The organism is Pedobacter sp. L105, from assembly GCF_009765875.1.
GTDB lineage: Bacteria > Bacteroidota > Bacteroidia > Sphingobacteriales > Sphingobacteriaceae > Pedobacter.
The window spans coordinates 30,242-45,602 of the sequence record NZ_LMUP01000005.1 but is presented as its reverse complement, the minus strand read 5'-3'; the positions used below and the strand labels follow the sequence as shown (position 1 = coordinate 45,602).

The following is a 15,361-nucleotide window of genomic DNA, read 5'->3' as shown; positions in this document are numbered from 1 at the left end:
TAATTAGTGAAGAAAAGAGTCTTAAATTTTGTTAAAATTGTCAGAATTAAACGATATATTCAAACAGCGACTTGTTAAGCGCTTTTTGGAGTTATAAATTGGAGTAAAAGGCGGATTGCCGGTCTCTAAAACAGAATATAAATATACATATGAAGCGAATATTGAAAATAGGACTGGATTCAGCCGCTCCCTTTCCACTACACAGTGATTACAACTCTGCTGTATTTGAAGGATTTGAAGTCGACATGATCCGTGCTGTTGCTGAAGTTCTTGATCTGGAATTACATTATGAAGTTTCTTTATGGCAAAATATTCTGGAAAAGTTATACAAAGGTGAACTCGATATGATCTGCTCCGCAGTCACCATGACCAGCTCCAGGCAAATGATCCTGGAGTTCAGTAAGCCCTATCTGCAGTTTCGCTTATGTGCAGTGGTTAAAAAAGGAGAGGATCTTTCCTCCATGAGTGATTTTAAAGATAAACGTATCGGTATCCGTATCGCTACAGAAGCAGAGAAGTATGTGATGGCGCAATTTCCTGCCAACCTTACTTTCCATGCCGAAACCAATAATGAGTTGTACCAGAAATTACAGGCAGGTAGAATCGATGTACTGATAGATGACTCGCCAATTGTTGGTGGGTTCTTACACAAACATAACGACCTCGCTATCGGCATGTTCATGCCCGAAACAGATTCACAATATGCTATTGCTATGAAAAAGGGTGACCTGGCCTTAAAGCAGCAGATCAATGAAACCTTGGACTTGCTTAAAGAAAATGGTACCTTTGATGCTATCTATGAAAAATGGTTCAGTGACATCAGATTGGTCTGAAGGTATCCCCGGCTTAGAGTGGATGGCGGAGAAAAAGAAAGACAAAAAAGATAAATCCAGCAAAAAGAAGTGCTGTGAGAAATGGAAAAAGGGCAAACGCTGTAAGGATTGCCCTTTGAGGTAGATGTTATTTAAGGTTGGTTTTAATCTTGTTAACAGCTTCAACTACGATCTTGTTTAACCTGTCGTCGTTATCAAACTGTTTTTCATCTATCCACAGGTATTTGTTAATCTCCGTGTCGTAAATGGCCGCTTTGCCTCCGTCGCCGGGGCCCAGTCTCTCAAAGTACTTGTAACATTCCAGCACTGATCCGCATCTATGGTACCAATCCTGATCTAGTTTGTAGTTGATGTTTATGGCTAAGTATCTCATACTCCAAACTTAAGACTTACTTTTTTTGCATTCAACATTATTACACGAACGCCCATATTCCCTTGGTGAAACTATTTGCTATAAGATTTTAGCTGTTTTTTTTCCTTCTCTTTTTATGAGATAATCAATGGTTAGGTAAAACAAAATGGCTGTTATTTTATTATATAAGGTATATCTGCTTTAAAATCGATTATAATTATGGAAAGAATGGTTCAAGCCTTATTTGATACTGACAATGAGGCGTTTAAAGGTTTGTTAGCTTTGCAGCAACTGGATTCTGCACAGGATATTTCGTTAGGGGAGTATTACGTGTTATCCAAGGATGAGGCTGGAAGCATATCTATCAATTCTGCTAAGGATCAGGCAGAAGGTTATACCGCTATTGGCGGAGGAATTATAGGTGGATTAATTGGCTTACTGGCCGGACCTTTGGGTTTACTGGTAGGTATCGGAGCAGGAATGGTGGCCGGGGCCGCCGGAGATACTGTCCGTGCTGAAGGGGTTTCAGATTACCTGGATACCGTATCAGCAAATATACCTAATGGGAAGTCTTTATTGGTTGCCCATATATGGGAAGATTGGGAAGCGCCCATAGATACGGTTTTGCAACCGCTCACTTCCACCATTTACCGAACTAACCTGGAGGATGAAGTTTTTGTTCCTGCGCAGACTGAGCTGGAAAGGTTACATACAGAGATTGAGAAAGCTGAAACAGGATATCTGGCTGCTGAAGAAGAAGATCTTCCAGAGTGGAATGAGAAGCTGTTGTTGTTGAAGATTGAAAGAGAAAACCTGATCAGGAAGTTGAGTGGGCAAGCAGAACATCAGGAGAAACAGTATGAAACCTGGGTGGCTACGCATGAGCATCAGCTGGATCGTGGGATTAGCGGAACGCTACATGACAAGGATAAGCATGATCGGTTAGAAAGCCGCATTGCTGAACAGAAGAGCAGGCTGGAGATGCTGCGTAAGAATAGATAAAAAAAACAGGCTGGTGTATTTCTCCTCAATATTTTGCTGAAGGGCAAAATCTTGCATGTCGAAATACACCAGCCTGTTTTTTTTATTTCATGTCTGGCATGGAGCTTAAGACCATCTCTGGTTTTTCTAACTGACAGCAATGAATGTTTTCCATCCGACATGAGGGGAAAACCGAAAGGGGAAATTGGATACATGCATGATGTATAAACTTGTATGATGTATAAACCGCATTATGTATAAGCTTGCATGATGTATAAACTTGTATGATGTATAAACCGCATTATGTATAAGCTTGCAAGATGTATAAACTTGCATGATGTATAAACCGCATTATGTATGAGCTTGCAAGATGTATAAACTTGCATGATGGATAGAATGGCATATTGCATGATTTCTTATAAATTTTTATCCTATACTTTTTCTGATATTAAAAGCACTTTAATATAATCCATTTCAATATGCCTGATGTAAAATCAAGAGGAGAGCGGTTGTAAATGTTAAATATTGTTTTTGACTAAACATTTTTTTTGGTGGGTTGTTAGAACAACATTAATACTTAAAATATGATCAATTTATTCCCTCTTGTATTCTGGAGATATTTGATGGCCATTATATCTGGTGTATTGGCATATGTTTCCTATAGTACGCACTATCACCTGTCGTTAAAGGTGGCATCCCTGATTCTAATTGGAATAGCTTACTTCTGTTTAGGAAGTTATGAGTTATGGAAGACGAAAAGCAATAAGAGTCATCGGGTTACCCAAATTCTCCGCTGGCTGGAGCGATAAATTCATTTTCACTTTTAGCAATCACGATCGTGGCAACGCCATTTCCAATGATATTAGTAATGGCCCTGGCTTCACTCATGAATTTGTCAACACCTAATAGGAAAGCGAGGCCTTCCAGGGGGATTTTATGAATGGCGGTAAGGGTAGAGGCCAGGATAATGAAACCACTTCCTGTAACGCCGGCAGCACCTTTAGAGGTGATCATCAGGATGGCAATGATACTGCCCATTTCAGCAAGGGAAAGGTGGACATTGTACAATTGTGCCAGGAAAATGACCGACATGGAGAGGTAGATTGAAGTCCCGTCCAAATTAAAGGAATAACCTGTCGGGACTACCAGTCCCACAACAGATTTACTGCAACCCATTTTTTCCAGTTTGATCATTAATGAAGGAAGGGCTGATTCAGAAGAAGAGGTTCCCAGCACCAACAATAGTTCTTCTTCAATGTATTTCAGGAATTTAAAAATGCTGATCTTGTAATAGCGTAAAACGGCTCCAAGGATAATGAATACAAAAAGAAACATGGTTAGATAAACTGTACCCATTAATTTTGCCAGAGGGACTAGCGTGTGCAAGCCGAATTTACCGATGGTAAAGGCCATTCCGCCGAAAGCACCCAATGGCGCTAAGTACATTACGTATTTAAGGCCTTTAAAAACGAGTTTGGATAGTTTTCCCAGGGTGATGATTGCAGTTTCCCTGTGTTTTGAGAAATTCAAAGCAATTCCAACAATAATGGCTACCAGCAATACCTGCAAGGTGAAATTGGACAAAAAGAAATTCGCCCAGTCGAAACCGGCATGGGCAGAGCCTTGTGTGTATTTTGAAGGATCCTGGGTTTGTAAGCCGGCTTTACTGATCTTTCCTGGTTCAATGATTACACCAACGATGATACCTATTGCCAGGGCAAAGGTGGTGAGGACCTCAAAGTAAACCAAAGACTTTAAACCTATCCGGCCAACTTTCTTTAAATCTCCCATTCCGCTAATACCCAAAACTATTGTTAAAAAGATAATAGGACCAATAAAGAGTTTGATGATATCCACAAACGTTTTACCGATGATTTCCATCTTTACCGCTGTTGCTGGTTGGTAGTATCCCAATAAAACTCCTGCGATAATGGCGATCAATACCCAGAAGGTAATATTTTTTAAAACAGTCTTCATATTCAGTATCATTACAAAACGTAATGATACTGAATATTTTTCGTGGTGTTAAGCGCTTTGGAAGGATTTAATGTTTGATAACCTATTTGAAGATTAAAATTATTTGCTTATCTTATTGTATATTCTTTAGGAGTTCCAAACCTGAATTTAAATTGATGTTAAACCGAATTGACCGCCTTTCTGCTATTATCATCCAACTGCAATCCAGGAAAATTCTGAAGGCGCAGGATATAGCAGATCGTTTCGAAATTAGCCTGCGTACCGTATACCGCGATATCCGATCGCTGGAAAAAGCGGGTGTACCTTTAATTGGGGAAGCAGGGGTAGGCTATTCCCTGGTAGAAGGTTATCGTTTGCCTCCGGTAGTATTTAACAGGGAAGAAGCTACAGCTTTGGTCACTGCAGAAAAACTGGTATTAAGCCTCACTGATCCGGCTAATGGTAATGCTTATAGCCTGGCACTGGACAAGATTAGGGCAGTTTTAAAGATAGCCGATAAAGATTACCTGGAACATATCGACCACCGGATTGAGGTAGTGAAAAACAAGCGGCCACCAGAATTACTTTCCCAGGCCAATCCTTTACAGCTCATTCTGGGTGCAATCGCTTCCAAACAAGTGATGCTGCTCAACTATTTTTCCTATTACCGCCAGGAACATACCTGCCGTTTGATAGAACCTATTGGCGTATTTTATCTGGATCATTACTGGCACCTGATTGCCTGGTGCCGTGAGCGTGAAAGTTATCGTGATTTTCGTTTTGACAGGATCAACTCAGTTTTTGCTACTGAAGAATTATTTGAAGATCAGCACCCATCTTTGAAAAGTTATCTTCATGATCAGTATCAGAAATATGAGTTCAAAGAGATCACTTTGAGGGTAGATAAGGAAGCCTATCTCCATCTGGGAGAACAAAAGTATTATGAAGGATATGTATCTGAAAATTATACACCAGACGGAGTAGAAATGTACTTCCTTACCATTTCTATTGAGGGCTTCGCCAGGTGGTTTATGACCTTTGCAGATTATGCAACGATCATTCATTCCGAAGAACTCAAAGCCAGGGTCAAATCCCTTTTCCGGGATATTTCAAAAAAAATGAAGGATTTATAGGCTTCCTAATTTTCATAAAAACGTATTAGTAGCTTTAAAAACAAAGGAATAACCTCGTTATAGGAACAGGAAATTCACTTAGTAAAAATATATTTTCATTTCTTATAGGACATTGCCCGTCATTTGTATACTATAATTATATATTAATGTCTTAAAATTATGGGATCATCTAGGGAAAAAGATTTTTTAAGAATGCTAAGCGCATTTCTGGATTGCGATTATAATCTAAAACAAGATTTAACATTGGAGGATTATTTCATCCTATTCTCCATTGAAGTGGGTCATTTAGATACTTTTACTGACAGTCAAACTGAGGTCATTCGCCAGCGATTATGGGCAAAAATTGAGGCTAGTATTTTAGATGAAAAAGCTCCTGATTCTCCCTAAATATGAATTACGCTTTATCTATTTAAAAAATAATTCTAAAGTTCCTGCTGACATAGGGCTGTCACTCACTCCTCATTACTTTGGTATATATAAAAAACAAACTATGTCAACACTAAAAGAATTTTTAAAAGAGCTTCATCAGGAATCTAAAGTTACCCGTAAAATGCTGGAACGTATTCCGGCAGACAAATACGAGTGGCAGCCTCATGTAAAAAGTATGACGATCAGGCGGCTTTCCAGCCATCTGGAAGAATTACCGCAATGGATCACCATGGCTTTTACTACTAATGAGCTCAACTTTGCTACAGTGCCTTACGAACCCGTTTTATGGAAAGATAATTTGGAATTACTGGATATTTTTGAGCGTTCGCTGGCAGAAGCAACTATGCATCTGGAGAAAGGTAAGGAAGAAGAACTAAATCCAACCTGGTTGTTAAAAAATGGAGATCAGGTCTTGGTTACCATGACTAAAAGGGAATTGGTTCGTCATGCCATCAGTCAGACCATCCATCATCGTGCGCAACTGGGTGTTTTTCTGAGATTGTTGGATGTACCGATACCGGCTTCTTATGGGCCGAGTGCAGATGAAAATGAATTTTAAGATTAGGGTTCTATGGTGGGTGGCTGTTATGGCTGCTCATCATATCCTTTATTCGTAGGTGAGTTCAATAACTACTCCATTATCAAATGAATTTTTCAATTCTATGTCATTAGATAATACTTTGTTGGTATAGCCCAGCAGATCAGCTATAAATATTATATCTTCAGCACTATGGATATGCTGCTCAGAGATAAATTCTGTTACATCTGTACCTTTAGACGACTCAACCATTAATTTTACTGGTATAGATACGCTGTAACTGTTCTGGTCCCATTTTATTTTGCCACTTGGCCACATTAATCTGATAATTTCACCAGCTGTATTCTGAACTTTAGGAAACCAGGAATATCCGTAAGCACTAAAATGTGAACCTTCCATAAAACTAATGATGTCATACATTTCAATAAAAACCTTACCGTTTTTATGCAGTAGCTCTTTGCTGTTTTGAAGCAATTGATAAACCTCTTTTTTATTCAGGTAAGAGATAGAGCAGGAGGAAGAAAGAATGCAATCGAATTTCACCTTACCGGCAAATGCTAAAATCGCATCCGGCAGCAAACCAACTAGATATTGATCCGGCTTTTCAAAACCGCCTTCCAATGCAAGCTGCTTCATTTCTGCACTCGAATCTATAGCCCAAACATCAATGTCCTTTCTTTTCAGTGCTTCTATGCTGTGTAAGGCCTGGCCTGCAAATAATTCCAGAAAAGACTGGCAGGGCTGTTCAGGGCTGAACGAATTTATGATATAATCCAAATGATCCTTATAACTTCTGTCGCTTGTTACCCCGGCGTAATAGCCAGCATATTGTTGATATAATCTGTCAATCATTTTTATTGAGTTATGTCTGAAAAAGACCTTGTTTTTGTAAGGAGAATTGAATGATTACCATGCGTGTGAAAATCATTTAATTACGCTAAACAGTTTAAAGTTAATCAGTCATAACCCTTTATAACAGGGTCAAAGGACTCAAAAGGAGATTTGTAATCTGCAGACAAATGTCCCAAAGTATGAATGGCTAAAGAATCTCTTTTAAATAACCTTATTTTAGAATCATAAGTACATTTATATGAAACGAATAAGATTAGTTAGCGCAGCGTTTGGAGATGATACTAAAGAATTGGTTATTCAATCTCCCTTAATCTATAAGGATTATGTGGTTGATGTGGCATTATATAATAACGACAACACGAAATCAAGACACAATAGCTTAACCACCAGGTTAAAAAGTAAGATCCCCAAAATGATGGAATGGCTGCATTATCCAGATTACGATTTTTATATCTGGGTAGATTCCAAGTTTACCATTCACGAAGGTTTCCTGGAGCATCTGTTCCGTTATGAAGGCGAAGCAGATCTGTTTCTGTTTAAGCATCCCCGAAGATCATCTATAAAAGCAGAATCCGATTATGTAAACAATAAAATTGGGGATATGTACACCTATTGGGTAGAAAGATACGGTGGTGAATATATAAAAGAGCAGGTAAATTTATATCTGTCAGATGAGAATTTTATTGATGATCAGCTTTTTTCTTTAGGTTGTTTTATGTTCACCAGTGATCTGGTAAAAAACAAAGAATTTAATCTGATGAAAGACTGGTTTTTAGAGAATGTACTGTACTCAGGTCAGGATCAATTGAGCCTGCCTTACTTATTATATAAACACCAAGTGAACTACAAAGTCTATCCGGAAAATATTATGGATAGCAGTTTTTTAAAGCATGATTTCTTTTTAGGTTAAATAAAACCTTAAAAATAAATATAATTTATTTTATGCTGATTTTATCTGTAAGCTAATATATTGATAAACTCATCGTAGATGAGCTAACCATATATAATTTGACTGATAATAAGCTATGAACAGACGTGAATTTGTTAATATGAGCAGTATGGCTGCCGCAGTATTAACTGTAATGCCAGAAGAAACACTTTTTGCCAACCCTAAAGATACCAAGGTTAAAATAGCCATTATTGGTGTAGGTAACCGGGGACAAGATCATATTAAAAATTTAATGGACAGAACTGACATTGAGTTAGTAGCCATTTGCGATATTGATCAGCGGATGCTGGACATCGCAAAAGGGCTAATTAATAAAAGCGGAAATCCAATGCCGGAAGTATTTACCGGAGATGACTATGCATGGAAGAAACTGCTCCGGAATAAAAATATTCAGTGTGTCTTAATTGCCACTCCATGGGAATGGCATAAGCCAATGATCATCGGAGCGATAGAAGCAGGTATAAAGTATGTGGCTACCGAAGTAATCTTAGGGATTACCCTGGAAGATCACTGGGATGTGGTTCATGCTGCCGAAAAATACAACGCACAGGTCATGATGCTGGAAAATGTATGTTACAGAAGAGATGTGCTGGCTGTCCTTAACATGGTAAGACAGGGGATCTTCGGTGAGATCATACATTTGCAGGGAGGATATCAGCATGACCTGAGGGAAGTGAAATTTAATAACGGTATTCAAAAATATGGCGGTGGGGTAGAGTTTAATGAAAAAGGGTTTTCAGAAGCCCGCTGGAGAACAAACCATTCTGTTCACCGTAATGGGGATTTATATCCAACACATGGCATTGGTCCGATAGCGCAATGTATCAATATCAACAGAGGAAATAGATTCCTTAAACTAAGCTCTTTCGCTACCAAGTCCAGAGGATTGCATAAATACATTGTCGACCATGGGGGCGAAAGTCATCCAAACGCCAAGGTTAATTTCAGATTGGGTGACATCGTAACTACTACCATCGTTTGCGCAAATGGAGAAACAATTATTTTACAACATGACACCAACTCCCCAAGACCTTATTCCTTAGGATTTCGAGTGCAGGGAACCGACGGCTTATGGATGGAGGTGAGCGATACAATCTTCATAGAAGGTGTGAGTAAACCGCATGTATGGGATAGTGCTACAGCATGGCTGGAAAAATATGATCATCCACTCTGGAAAAAATATGGTAAGGCTGCAGAAAGCTCCGGACACGGGGGCATAGATTTCTTCGTGATCAACGCGTTTATTGAAGCCGTAAAACATGGCGCCAAAACCCCGATGGATGTGTATGATGCAGCTACCTGGAGCGCTATTGCCCCATTAAGTGAACAATCGATCGAATTGGGGAATGAGACGGTAGATTTCCCTGATTTCACCAGCGGAAAATGGATGTACAGTGAACCTTCATTTGCATTAAACGACGCATATTAGTTTAAACAGGGTCATATGACATTGGGGCATATGACCCTGTTTACTTTTTGCTTTTTATTGATCTTTATTTGACTAATCACCAGACAAATAAATATGGATCAATTAAATTTTAAGGCCATTTATGGTACTTTTAATCAGGATATGGAAGCAGAGCAGGTAACTGATGTTACAACGATGGTCACTGATCTTTTTCTTTCCAAAGGGAAAATTATCATCCCGGCTAAAACTGATTTTCATCAAATCTTTCCAAACCCTGATCCCGGAAAAACAGCCTTTTTACAATTATTAACTGGAAATCGAAAATATAATATCATTGAGGATAGTTATCACCTTGATATCGAAATTGATCTTAATGTGATCAAGAAGCAATTTAAGCTGATCTACTATGCTTACATCAATAGGAATTCAAATTGGAAAGCAGTGATTTCCGGTCAATTAGGACAACTTAAAAGTTATGGTTTATTGGATGAGGCAGATGTATACGTTCACATCACTGATACTACCAATGTTTTTGATGACGTGATTGATAGGCTAAAGGACATAGTTCCCCATGCGGTCATCAGTACATCAAATGAAAACCGATTTGAATACCATGCCCTTAAACTGGCTTTTGATTTAGCAAAAGAAGATCCAGATACCATTTTCATGTACTTCCATACCAAAGGAATGAGTTATAATATTCAATCAAGGACAGCTGAAGAAATTGCGCTATTAATCGGAACATTTGAAAACTGGCGCAAAAAATTAGAACCTTTTCAAGATCCAGCCATTAACAAAGTAGGGTTGTTCCCTGCTTTAGAAGATATGGACCACAAGTTTAAATCAGGATCAAGGGGAGGCTGGATCTGGTTTAACTTCTGGTATGCCAGGGGTAATTATCTGTTAAGTTGTGGGGAACCTGAAATCAAAACATTTAGGTGGTATTATGAGGATTGGCTGGGTGGTATGCAGGATGAAACAACCTTGTCAAAAAAGGATTGTTATAATTTATACAGGATGCAAAATAGAGAGGGTAAAACATATTTTACCGCTCCGGAATCACTTGCGCTTCTTTGGAGTTTAAGGAATGACTAAAGTGTTTTAATGTACTTTTAATTCTGGATTATTAACTTCCAGAATTAAAAGTACAAATTGAACTTATAAAACTTTTCCATAAACATATGGTTTTTGTCCCACTCCACTAGGCTGAGGAACGCCTGTTGCTAATAAAGCAGCAATATAAGAACATAATCTTGATGAAATTACTGATGGACTACTAGTTGCATAAATTGCATAAATTGCACATAGTGTAAACCCATTTATACAAGTTGGGGTAGCCGGCGAATAAATATAACTTGTTACTATACAAACCCCTCCTGCTGTAAATGAATACCATCTTCTATTTGAACCTCCTCCTCCTGCTGGCATATTGTGAATTCTTTTATCCATCAAAAAGAACTAAAAACTTTGATTTCTACCTACTCTGTTTTAGGTTTTCGGTTTCCCTATTAGCTTTTTTCTCATTTTAATAATGAAAATTATTTTAGAAAAGCTCATTATCAAGTTACAGAATTATATACACAGGAAGTTAGCCAATAATCCCAAATTATAGTTATATACTAAAAACCTTATAAAAGATATTTGAATATCCTGGAAAATATATAATAATATGAAATTTAAAATTAGTTAATCGTATACAGCAAAAACTATTTACTTATTTTTAGTCATTTAAATCGTGAATTTGCCGTTTTATTTCGGTAGTATATTTCTATACGCTGGTTTTAATCAATCAATACACAATAATCACGATTAAAAGAGGTATCATTTTATGGGTATTTTTTTATTGTCACTACTGCATACGAACAATCTTTTCATCCCGAAAAAACTCATTTTCAAACCGTCAATACTATCATCAGTCAAAATTGGGACAATGAACTCGCCATAAATAATGACTTTACTTATCCATATATTTTCGTGACTAAAACAAGTATTATTAAGATACCTACTTCCTTAATTAAGGATCAATTGCTACTTACCATCTTAAATTTGGAAAACAAAACACACTTAATATATTAGATGTAGTCAACCGTTTTGATTCTCTGGGAAATTCAGTTTTCACAATGAGGGAATATCCCGTTTACAAACACCTTATTTATCTTTTATGATCAGGGATGTTTAAGGTTTGGAGAAAAATATCGAGTTCTTATATTATGCTTATTTATTTTTCATAAAAGGGATATCTTGTCTGGACATCCACATAGTCATCTGAAATTGAAGACCACCAAACTTCCGTAGTCGGCCCTCAACGTTTTAGCTATAACTGATGAATGCAGAGTTAAACAAGTTTTGTAATAACATAGCTGGAAGAGCTAACCTCGAGAAGGGTGTACTTGATGAATAGAAAATCAGTATTGTATTTATCTATGCTACTGAAGCAGAAATAGATTTTACACCTTGATTTGAAAATTATTGTATTCAATTTGTTAAAGTCGACCTGAATTACCTTCTTTATGGTTTATAAAAAATCTTGAATGGATTTGCACAGGACTTAAGCTTTCAGGTGAATGTAATTGGAATAAGCTGGTAGAAAAACGGAAAGTGGTGATTAACCGTTATTGCTGAGACGAAAAATCTACGGTGCCACCAATGATTATGGCTTTACACTCTAGGTTTTAAACCTGAAACATATTTTGGTGAAATGCTCAGTAGTTTTTGTGCAGCGAAACGCTGCACAAACAGAATGAAGAAATAACCTGGGACCTTACACAGGCGCAAAATCCATATTATGAAAAGAAATGGTTTCCAAGACTAGGGAGAAACTGGAAGATGGTTTAATTATTGTCCCAATTGTCCCTGTTGTCTTTTTGAACCAACATTATCTTTAAGTTAATTTAAGCTTAACGATTATGGGAAAAAACATTTGCTGTACTATTGTATCACCGTCACACCTCCATAAGGGTATTACCACATTGATGTCTCTCCGAATGCATAATGAGGATGTATTGTTATATCTGATCGTTACTGAACCGGTGGACCTAATTGTAGAGGATATTACCATTTTAAGCCTTGACCAACTTATAGAACAAGATGAGCAAGCTAAATTGCTGGCAGAAATTTATTTGGGAAAAAATGATGAATTAAGGTGGGCATTTAAAACGGTTGTTATCCGGTATTTATTGAATCAGTATTCAGATTCCAGGGTGATTTATTGTGATTGCGATATGTGTTTTTTTAGAAATCCAATACATTTGTTTGATTACGCCGATCAGGGTGGGATAGTCCTAACTCCTCATTGGGGTCCCTTATTTCCGACACCTAACCTGGGTAAATTCAGGGATAATTATTTATATGGGCTTTTTAACGCAGGCTGCATCACCGCAAATGCGAAAGGCATTCCTGCGCTCAACTGGTGGGCACAGGCTTGCATGACGGGTATTGAAATTGACCTGGCGAAAGGGCTGATGCTGGATCAGCGCTACCTGGATTTAATGTGTATACACTTTCCAGAGACTATCATCTGCCGGCATCTGGGATACAACATGGCCGACTGGAATGTGGAGATCAGAAACGATTATTTAAACCGGGGTGAAAATATTGAAGATAAATTCCCCGTTGTATTGGTTCATTTTACCGGACCTACCATGGCACGCATTGAAAGTGGGGGCGACAAAACTTTAGAGCCACATCTATTGATCTACCAGCAATATCTTAAAATGTCAGAAAGAATGCTGGCTGATATTCAGGATGAAACCAGCGCTATTTAACCGCTGGTCTCAATTCTCCCACAAAACCGCCACCTATAGCCATATTAATATTGATCATGCTGGCTGAAGTGACGAGTTGTTTACTTTTAACCAGATTTGAAGGATTTGTACCCGCATCTTTAGCATCTGCCCAGGAAGTGAGTTCGTATATGCCTGCAGGCAGAAAATCAAGCTTTATTTTTAACGATCTTGCTGAACTATTGTTCATGGCAGCTAAGAAATAATTCCGACCTGTGCGTTTAACCAGGGCAATATGTTCCCCGGGGTAACCCGAAATCACATGGATATCATCCCATACAGTAGGTACGTCCTTTAAGAAATCGGCCCCTGGCTGGTTTAAGATATTAGCAGGACGATCGCAATAAACTGTCAGCGGGCTTTCATAAATGACAAATTTTGATAGCTCTGCACAACGTGTATTCATGACCTGGGTAGGGAGCGAACCTTTTTTAAACTGTGCTTTAGTCACATTTAAAAAACCGCCGGGTGTATAATCCATTTGGCCGGCTAACATCCGTGTAAAGGGTAATGTGACATTGTGTTCGGGTATAATATTGGTCGAAAATTTTGAATATTCTTCACCCATCACACCTTCGCGGGTAATCATATTTGGATAAGTTCTGATAATTCCGTCCGGTTTATAAGCCCCATGGAAATCTACCATCAAATGATGCGCAGCAGCAGTTACTATAATCTTTCTGTACCAATTTACCATTTCCTGATCATCACTATCCATAAAGTCTATTTTTATCCCTGCAACACCCCACTTTTCGTATAATGCAAAAGCTTCTTCAAACTGGTTGTTACGGTTTACATCAGAACTGTATAACCAGAGCCATAGTCTTACATTTTTCTGTTTGGCATAACTCAGTAATTCTGGCATATCTAATTGCGGTGCAGCTTTGGTAATGTCTGCCTCAGGTTTATTAAATGGACCATACCATTGCCAGTCGATGATCATATAGGGCCACCCCTGTGCAGAAGCAAGATCAATGTACTGCTTAATCGTTGGCATATCCTGTTTCACTTCACCGCTCCACCAATGGTCCCACGCACTGATTCCTGGTTTGATCCAGGAAACATCTTTCAGGATACAAGGATCATTCAGGTTTTGTATGATCTCAGATTCAATCAATTTACCGGGGCTTTTGGCCAGCATGACTATGCGCCAGGGCGTAAAGAACTTATCAGAGAACCTTGCTTTCACGCTATCTTCTGCCTCAAATGGTATAGGAGCAAGCTTAGTCACCAAATGAGTTGTAGAAGATGAGCCGTTTTGATCTATCCCCATATAAAAACCAGGATAATTATCGATTTTGGCTTCGGTTATTGCCGCATAATGTTCCTTGTCTACCTCAACTAAAAAGGGAAGTCCAGCCTTTGTATCCCTTGTCATTGTACTTATTTTTTGTGGCTGGAAAGATTCTTCCTGCGAGGAAGTATATTTTTTATAATCAGCGATCCAGGCTTTAGGATCTCCTGCAAAATTAAAACCCGTAAGTTCTTTGGTCAGGTTCCTATTGCCAATTCTTTCTGTTGGATATAAATGATAACGGAAAGCTATACCATCATTATAGGCACGTAATTCCATATCCATTTTTCTTCTTAATCCGGCCTTCTCTATAAAAAATAGCTGAATGGATTTGTAATAATCGTTAATGACGGCATGTTTGGATTTGATTACCGGTACCCAATTCTCCTTAACCTCCTGTTCCTTTTGATCCGTTAACAGAAGATCCGTCCCCATATCAGGTTCATGACTAAACTTAAATCCGAGTGGAGAATCAGCGATGATCAATTTCTCATCCATTAAGATCTGATAACTCAGTTTATCTATATTTTGTACAATTACATGGATATTGCCAGATGGTGAGGTCAATTCAATACGTTGTGCGTAACCTGATATTATTCTGGTACTCAATAATAAACATAGGGTAAGTCGTTTGATCATACGGTTCTTAAGGATTTTTTGGTTAGATCTTTAATAGTAAATTATAAAAATAATGAATTTTGACCGGTTGTGCTATTTTGGAAATTATTTTTACTTTCTGTGGGATTAAGAAGAACGGTTGGTGAAATTTACCCGCAGATAAATTGAATACGATTAAAATACCAATAGGTAATAAGACTGTTAAGGATGGTTGGGATAATGTTATTAAATAGCTT

14 protein-coding genes are annotated in these 15,361 nt (G+C 38.1%); 9 read left to right on the top strand and 5 right to left on the bottom strand.

Annotated elements, in window-relative coordinates:
- The first annotated feature begins 149 nt into the window (after positions 1 to 149).
- Positions 150 to 833 (top strand): ABC transporter substrate-binding protein, encoded by a 684-nt coding sequence (locus GSQ84_RS11650; protein ID WP_254070839.1) that lies wholly within the window; start codon positions 150 to 152, stop codon positions 831 to 833.
- A 127-nt stretch (positions 834 to 960) separates the two neighbouring features.
- Here the strand turns inward: GSQ84_RS11650 and GSQ84_RS11645 are convergent, their stop codons facing one another.
- Complete coding sequence (locus tag GSQ84_RS11645; protein ID WP_158797443.1) at positions 961 to 1,206, bottom strand: hypothetical protein; 246 nt, start codon at positions 1,204 to 1,206, stop codon at positions 961 to 963.
- Between the two features lie 198 nt (positions 1,207 to 1,404).
- On the opposite strand from GSQ84_RS11645, the gene GSQ84_RS11640 reads away from it, so the two are divergent.
- Entirely contained in the window at positions 1,405 to 2,187 is a 783-nt protein-coding gene (locus GSQ84_RS11640) for a DUF1269 domain-containing protein (RefSeq protein WP_158797442.1), read from the top strand.
- Positions 2,188 to 2,943: 756 nt separating this feature from the next.
- Here the strand turns inward: GSQ84_RS11640 and GSQ84_RS11635 are convergent.
- Positions 2,944 to 4,143, bottom strand: a complete 1,200-nt coding sequence (locus GSQ84_RS11635) for a cation:dicarboxylate symporter family transporter (protein WP_158797441.1) — start codon at positions 4,141 to 4,143, stop codon at positions 2,944 to 2,946.
- Positions 4,144 to 4,298: 155 nt separating this feature from the next.
- Between GSQ84_RS11635 and GSQ84_RS11630 the strand changes: the two genes are divergently transcribed.
- From GSQ84_RS11630 to GSQ84_RS11620, 3 genes are all read left to right on the top strand, one after another.
- Positions 4,299 to 5,255, top strand: a complete 957-nt coding sequence (locus GSQ84_RS11630; RefSeq protein ID WP_158797440.1) for a YafY family protein — start codon at positions 4,299 to 4,301, stop codon at positions 5,253 to 5,255.
- A gap of 159 nt (positions 5,256 to 5,414) precedes the next feature.
- A complete protein-coding gene (locus GSQ84_RS11625; protein ID WP_158797439.1) occupies positions 5,415 to 5,642 on the top strand; it encodes a hypothetical protein in 228 nt (75 codons plus the stop codon).
- Positions 5,643 to 5,745: 103 nt separating this feature from the next.
- A complete protein-coding gene (locus tag GSQ84_RS11620; protein ID WP_158797438.1) occupies positions 5,746 to 6,243 on the top strand; it encodes a DinB family protein in 498 nt (165 codons plus the stop codon).
- A 48-nt stretch (positions 6,244 to 6,291) separates the two neighbouring features.
- Here GSQ84_RS11620 and GSQ84_RS11615 read toward each other — a convergent pair whose 3' ends face one another.
- A complete protein-coding gene (locus GSQ84_RS11615; protein WP_158797437.1) occupies positions 6,292 to 7,074 on the bottom strand; it encodes a hypothetical protein in 783 nt (260 codons plus the stop codon).
- Positions 7,075 to 7,312: 238 nt separating this feature from the next.
- Here GSQ84_RS11615 and GSQ84_RS11610 point away from each other — a divergent pair, with 238 nt between their 5' ends.
- The 3 genes from GSQ84_RS11610 (at position 7,313) to GSQ84_RS11600 (ending at position 10,526) form a co-directional block, all read left to right on the top strand.
- Positions 7,313 to 7,984 (top strand): glycosyltransferase domain-containing protein, encoded by a 672-nt coding sequence (locus GSQ84_RS11610; RefSeq protein WP_158797436.1) that lies wholly within the window; start codon positions 7,313 to 7,315, stop codon positions 7,982 to 7,984.
- Positions 7,985 to 8,099: 115 nt separating this feature from the next.
- The gene (locus GSQ84_RS11605) at positions 8,100 to 9,452 is read left to right on the top strand and encodes a Gfo/Idh/MocA family protein (RefSeq protein ID WP_158797435.1); all 1,353 of its coding nucleotides are present in this window, start codon (positions 8,100 to 8,102) and stop codon (positions 9,450 to 9,452) included.
- 93 nt (positions 9,453 to 9,545) lie between these two features.
- Positions 9,546 to 10,526, top strand: coding sequence for a hypothetical protein (locus GSQ84_RS11600; protein WP_158797434.1), 981 nt, complete (start codon positions 9,546 to 9,548; stop codon positions 10,524 to 10,526).
- Positions 10,527 to 10,589: 63 nt separating this feature from the next.
- Here GSQ84_RS11600 and GSQ84_RS11595 read toward each other — a convergent pair whose 3' ends face one another.
- A complete protein-coding gene (locus tag GSQ84_RS11595) occupies positions 10,590 to 10,880 on the bottom strand; it encodes a hypothetical protein (protein ID WP_158797433.1) in 291 nt (96 codons plus the stop codon).
- Between the two features lie 1,457 nt (positions 10,881 to 12,337).
- On the opposite strand from GSQ84_RS11595, the gene GSQ84_RS11590 reads away from it, so the two are divergent.
- Positions 12,338 to 13,195 (top strand): hypothetical protein, encoded by an 858-nt coding sequence (locus GSQ84_RS11590; RefSeq protein WP_158797432.1) that lies wholly within the window; start codon positions 12,338 to 12,340, stop codon positions 13,193 to 13,195.
- Here GSQ84_RS11590 and GSQ84_RS27885 read toward each other — a convergent pair.
- A complete protein-coding gene (locus GSQ84_RS27885) occupies positions 13,188 to 15,146 on the bottom strand; it encodes a glycoside hydrolase family 97 protein (protein ID WP_216848911.1) in 1,959 nt (652 codons plus the stop codon). The genes GSQ84_RS11590 and GSQ84_RS27885 overlap by 8 nt on opposite strands.
- Positions 15,147 to 15,361 lie beyond the last annotated feature (215 nt).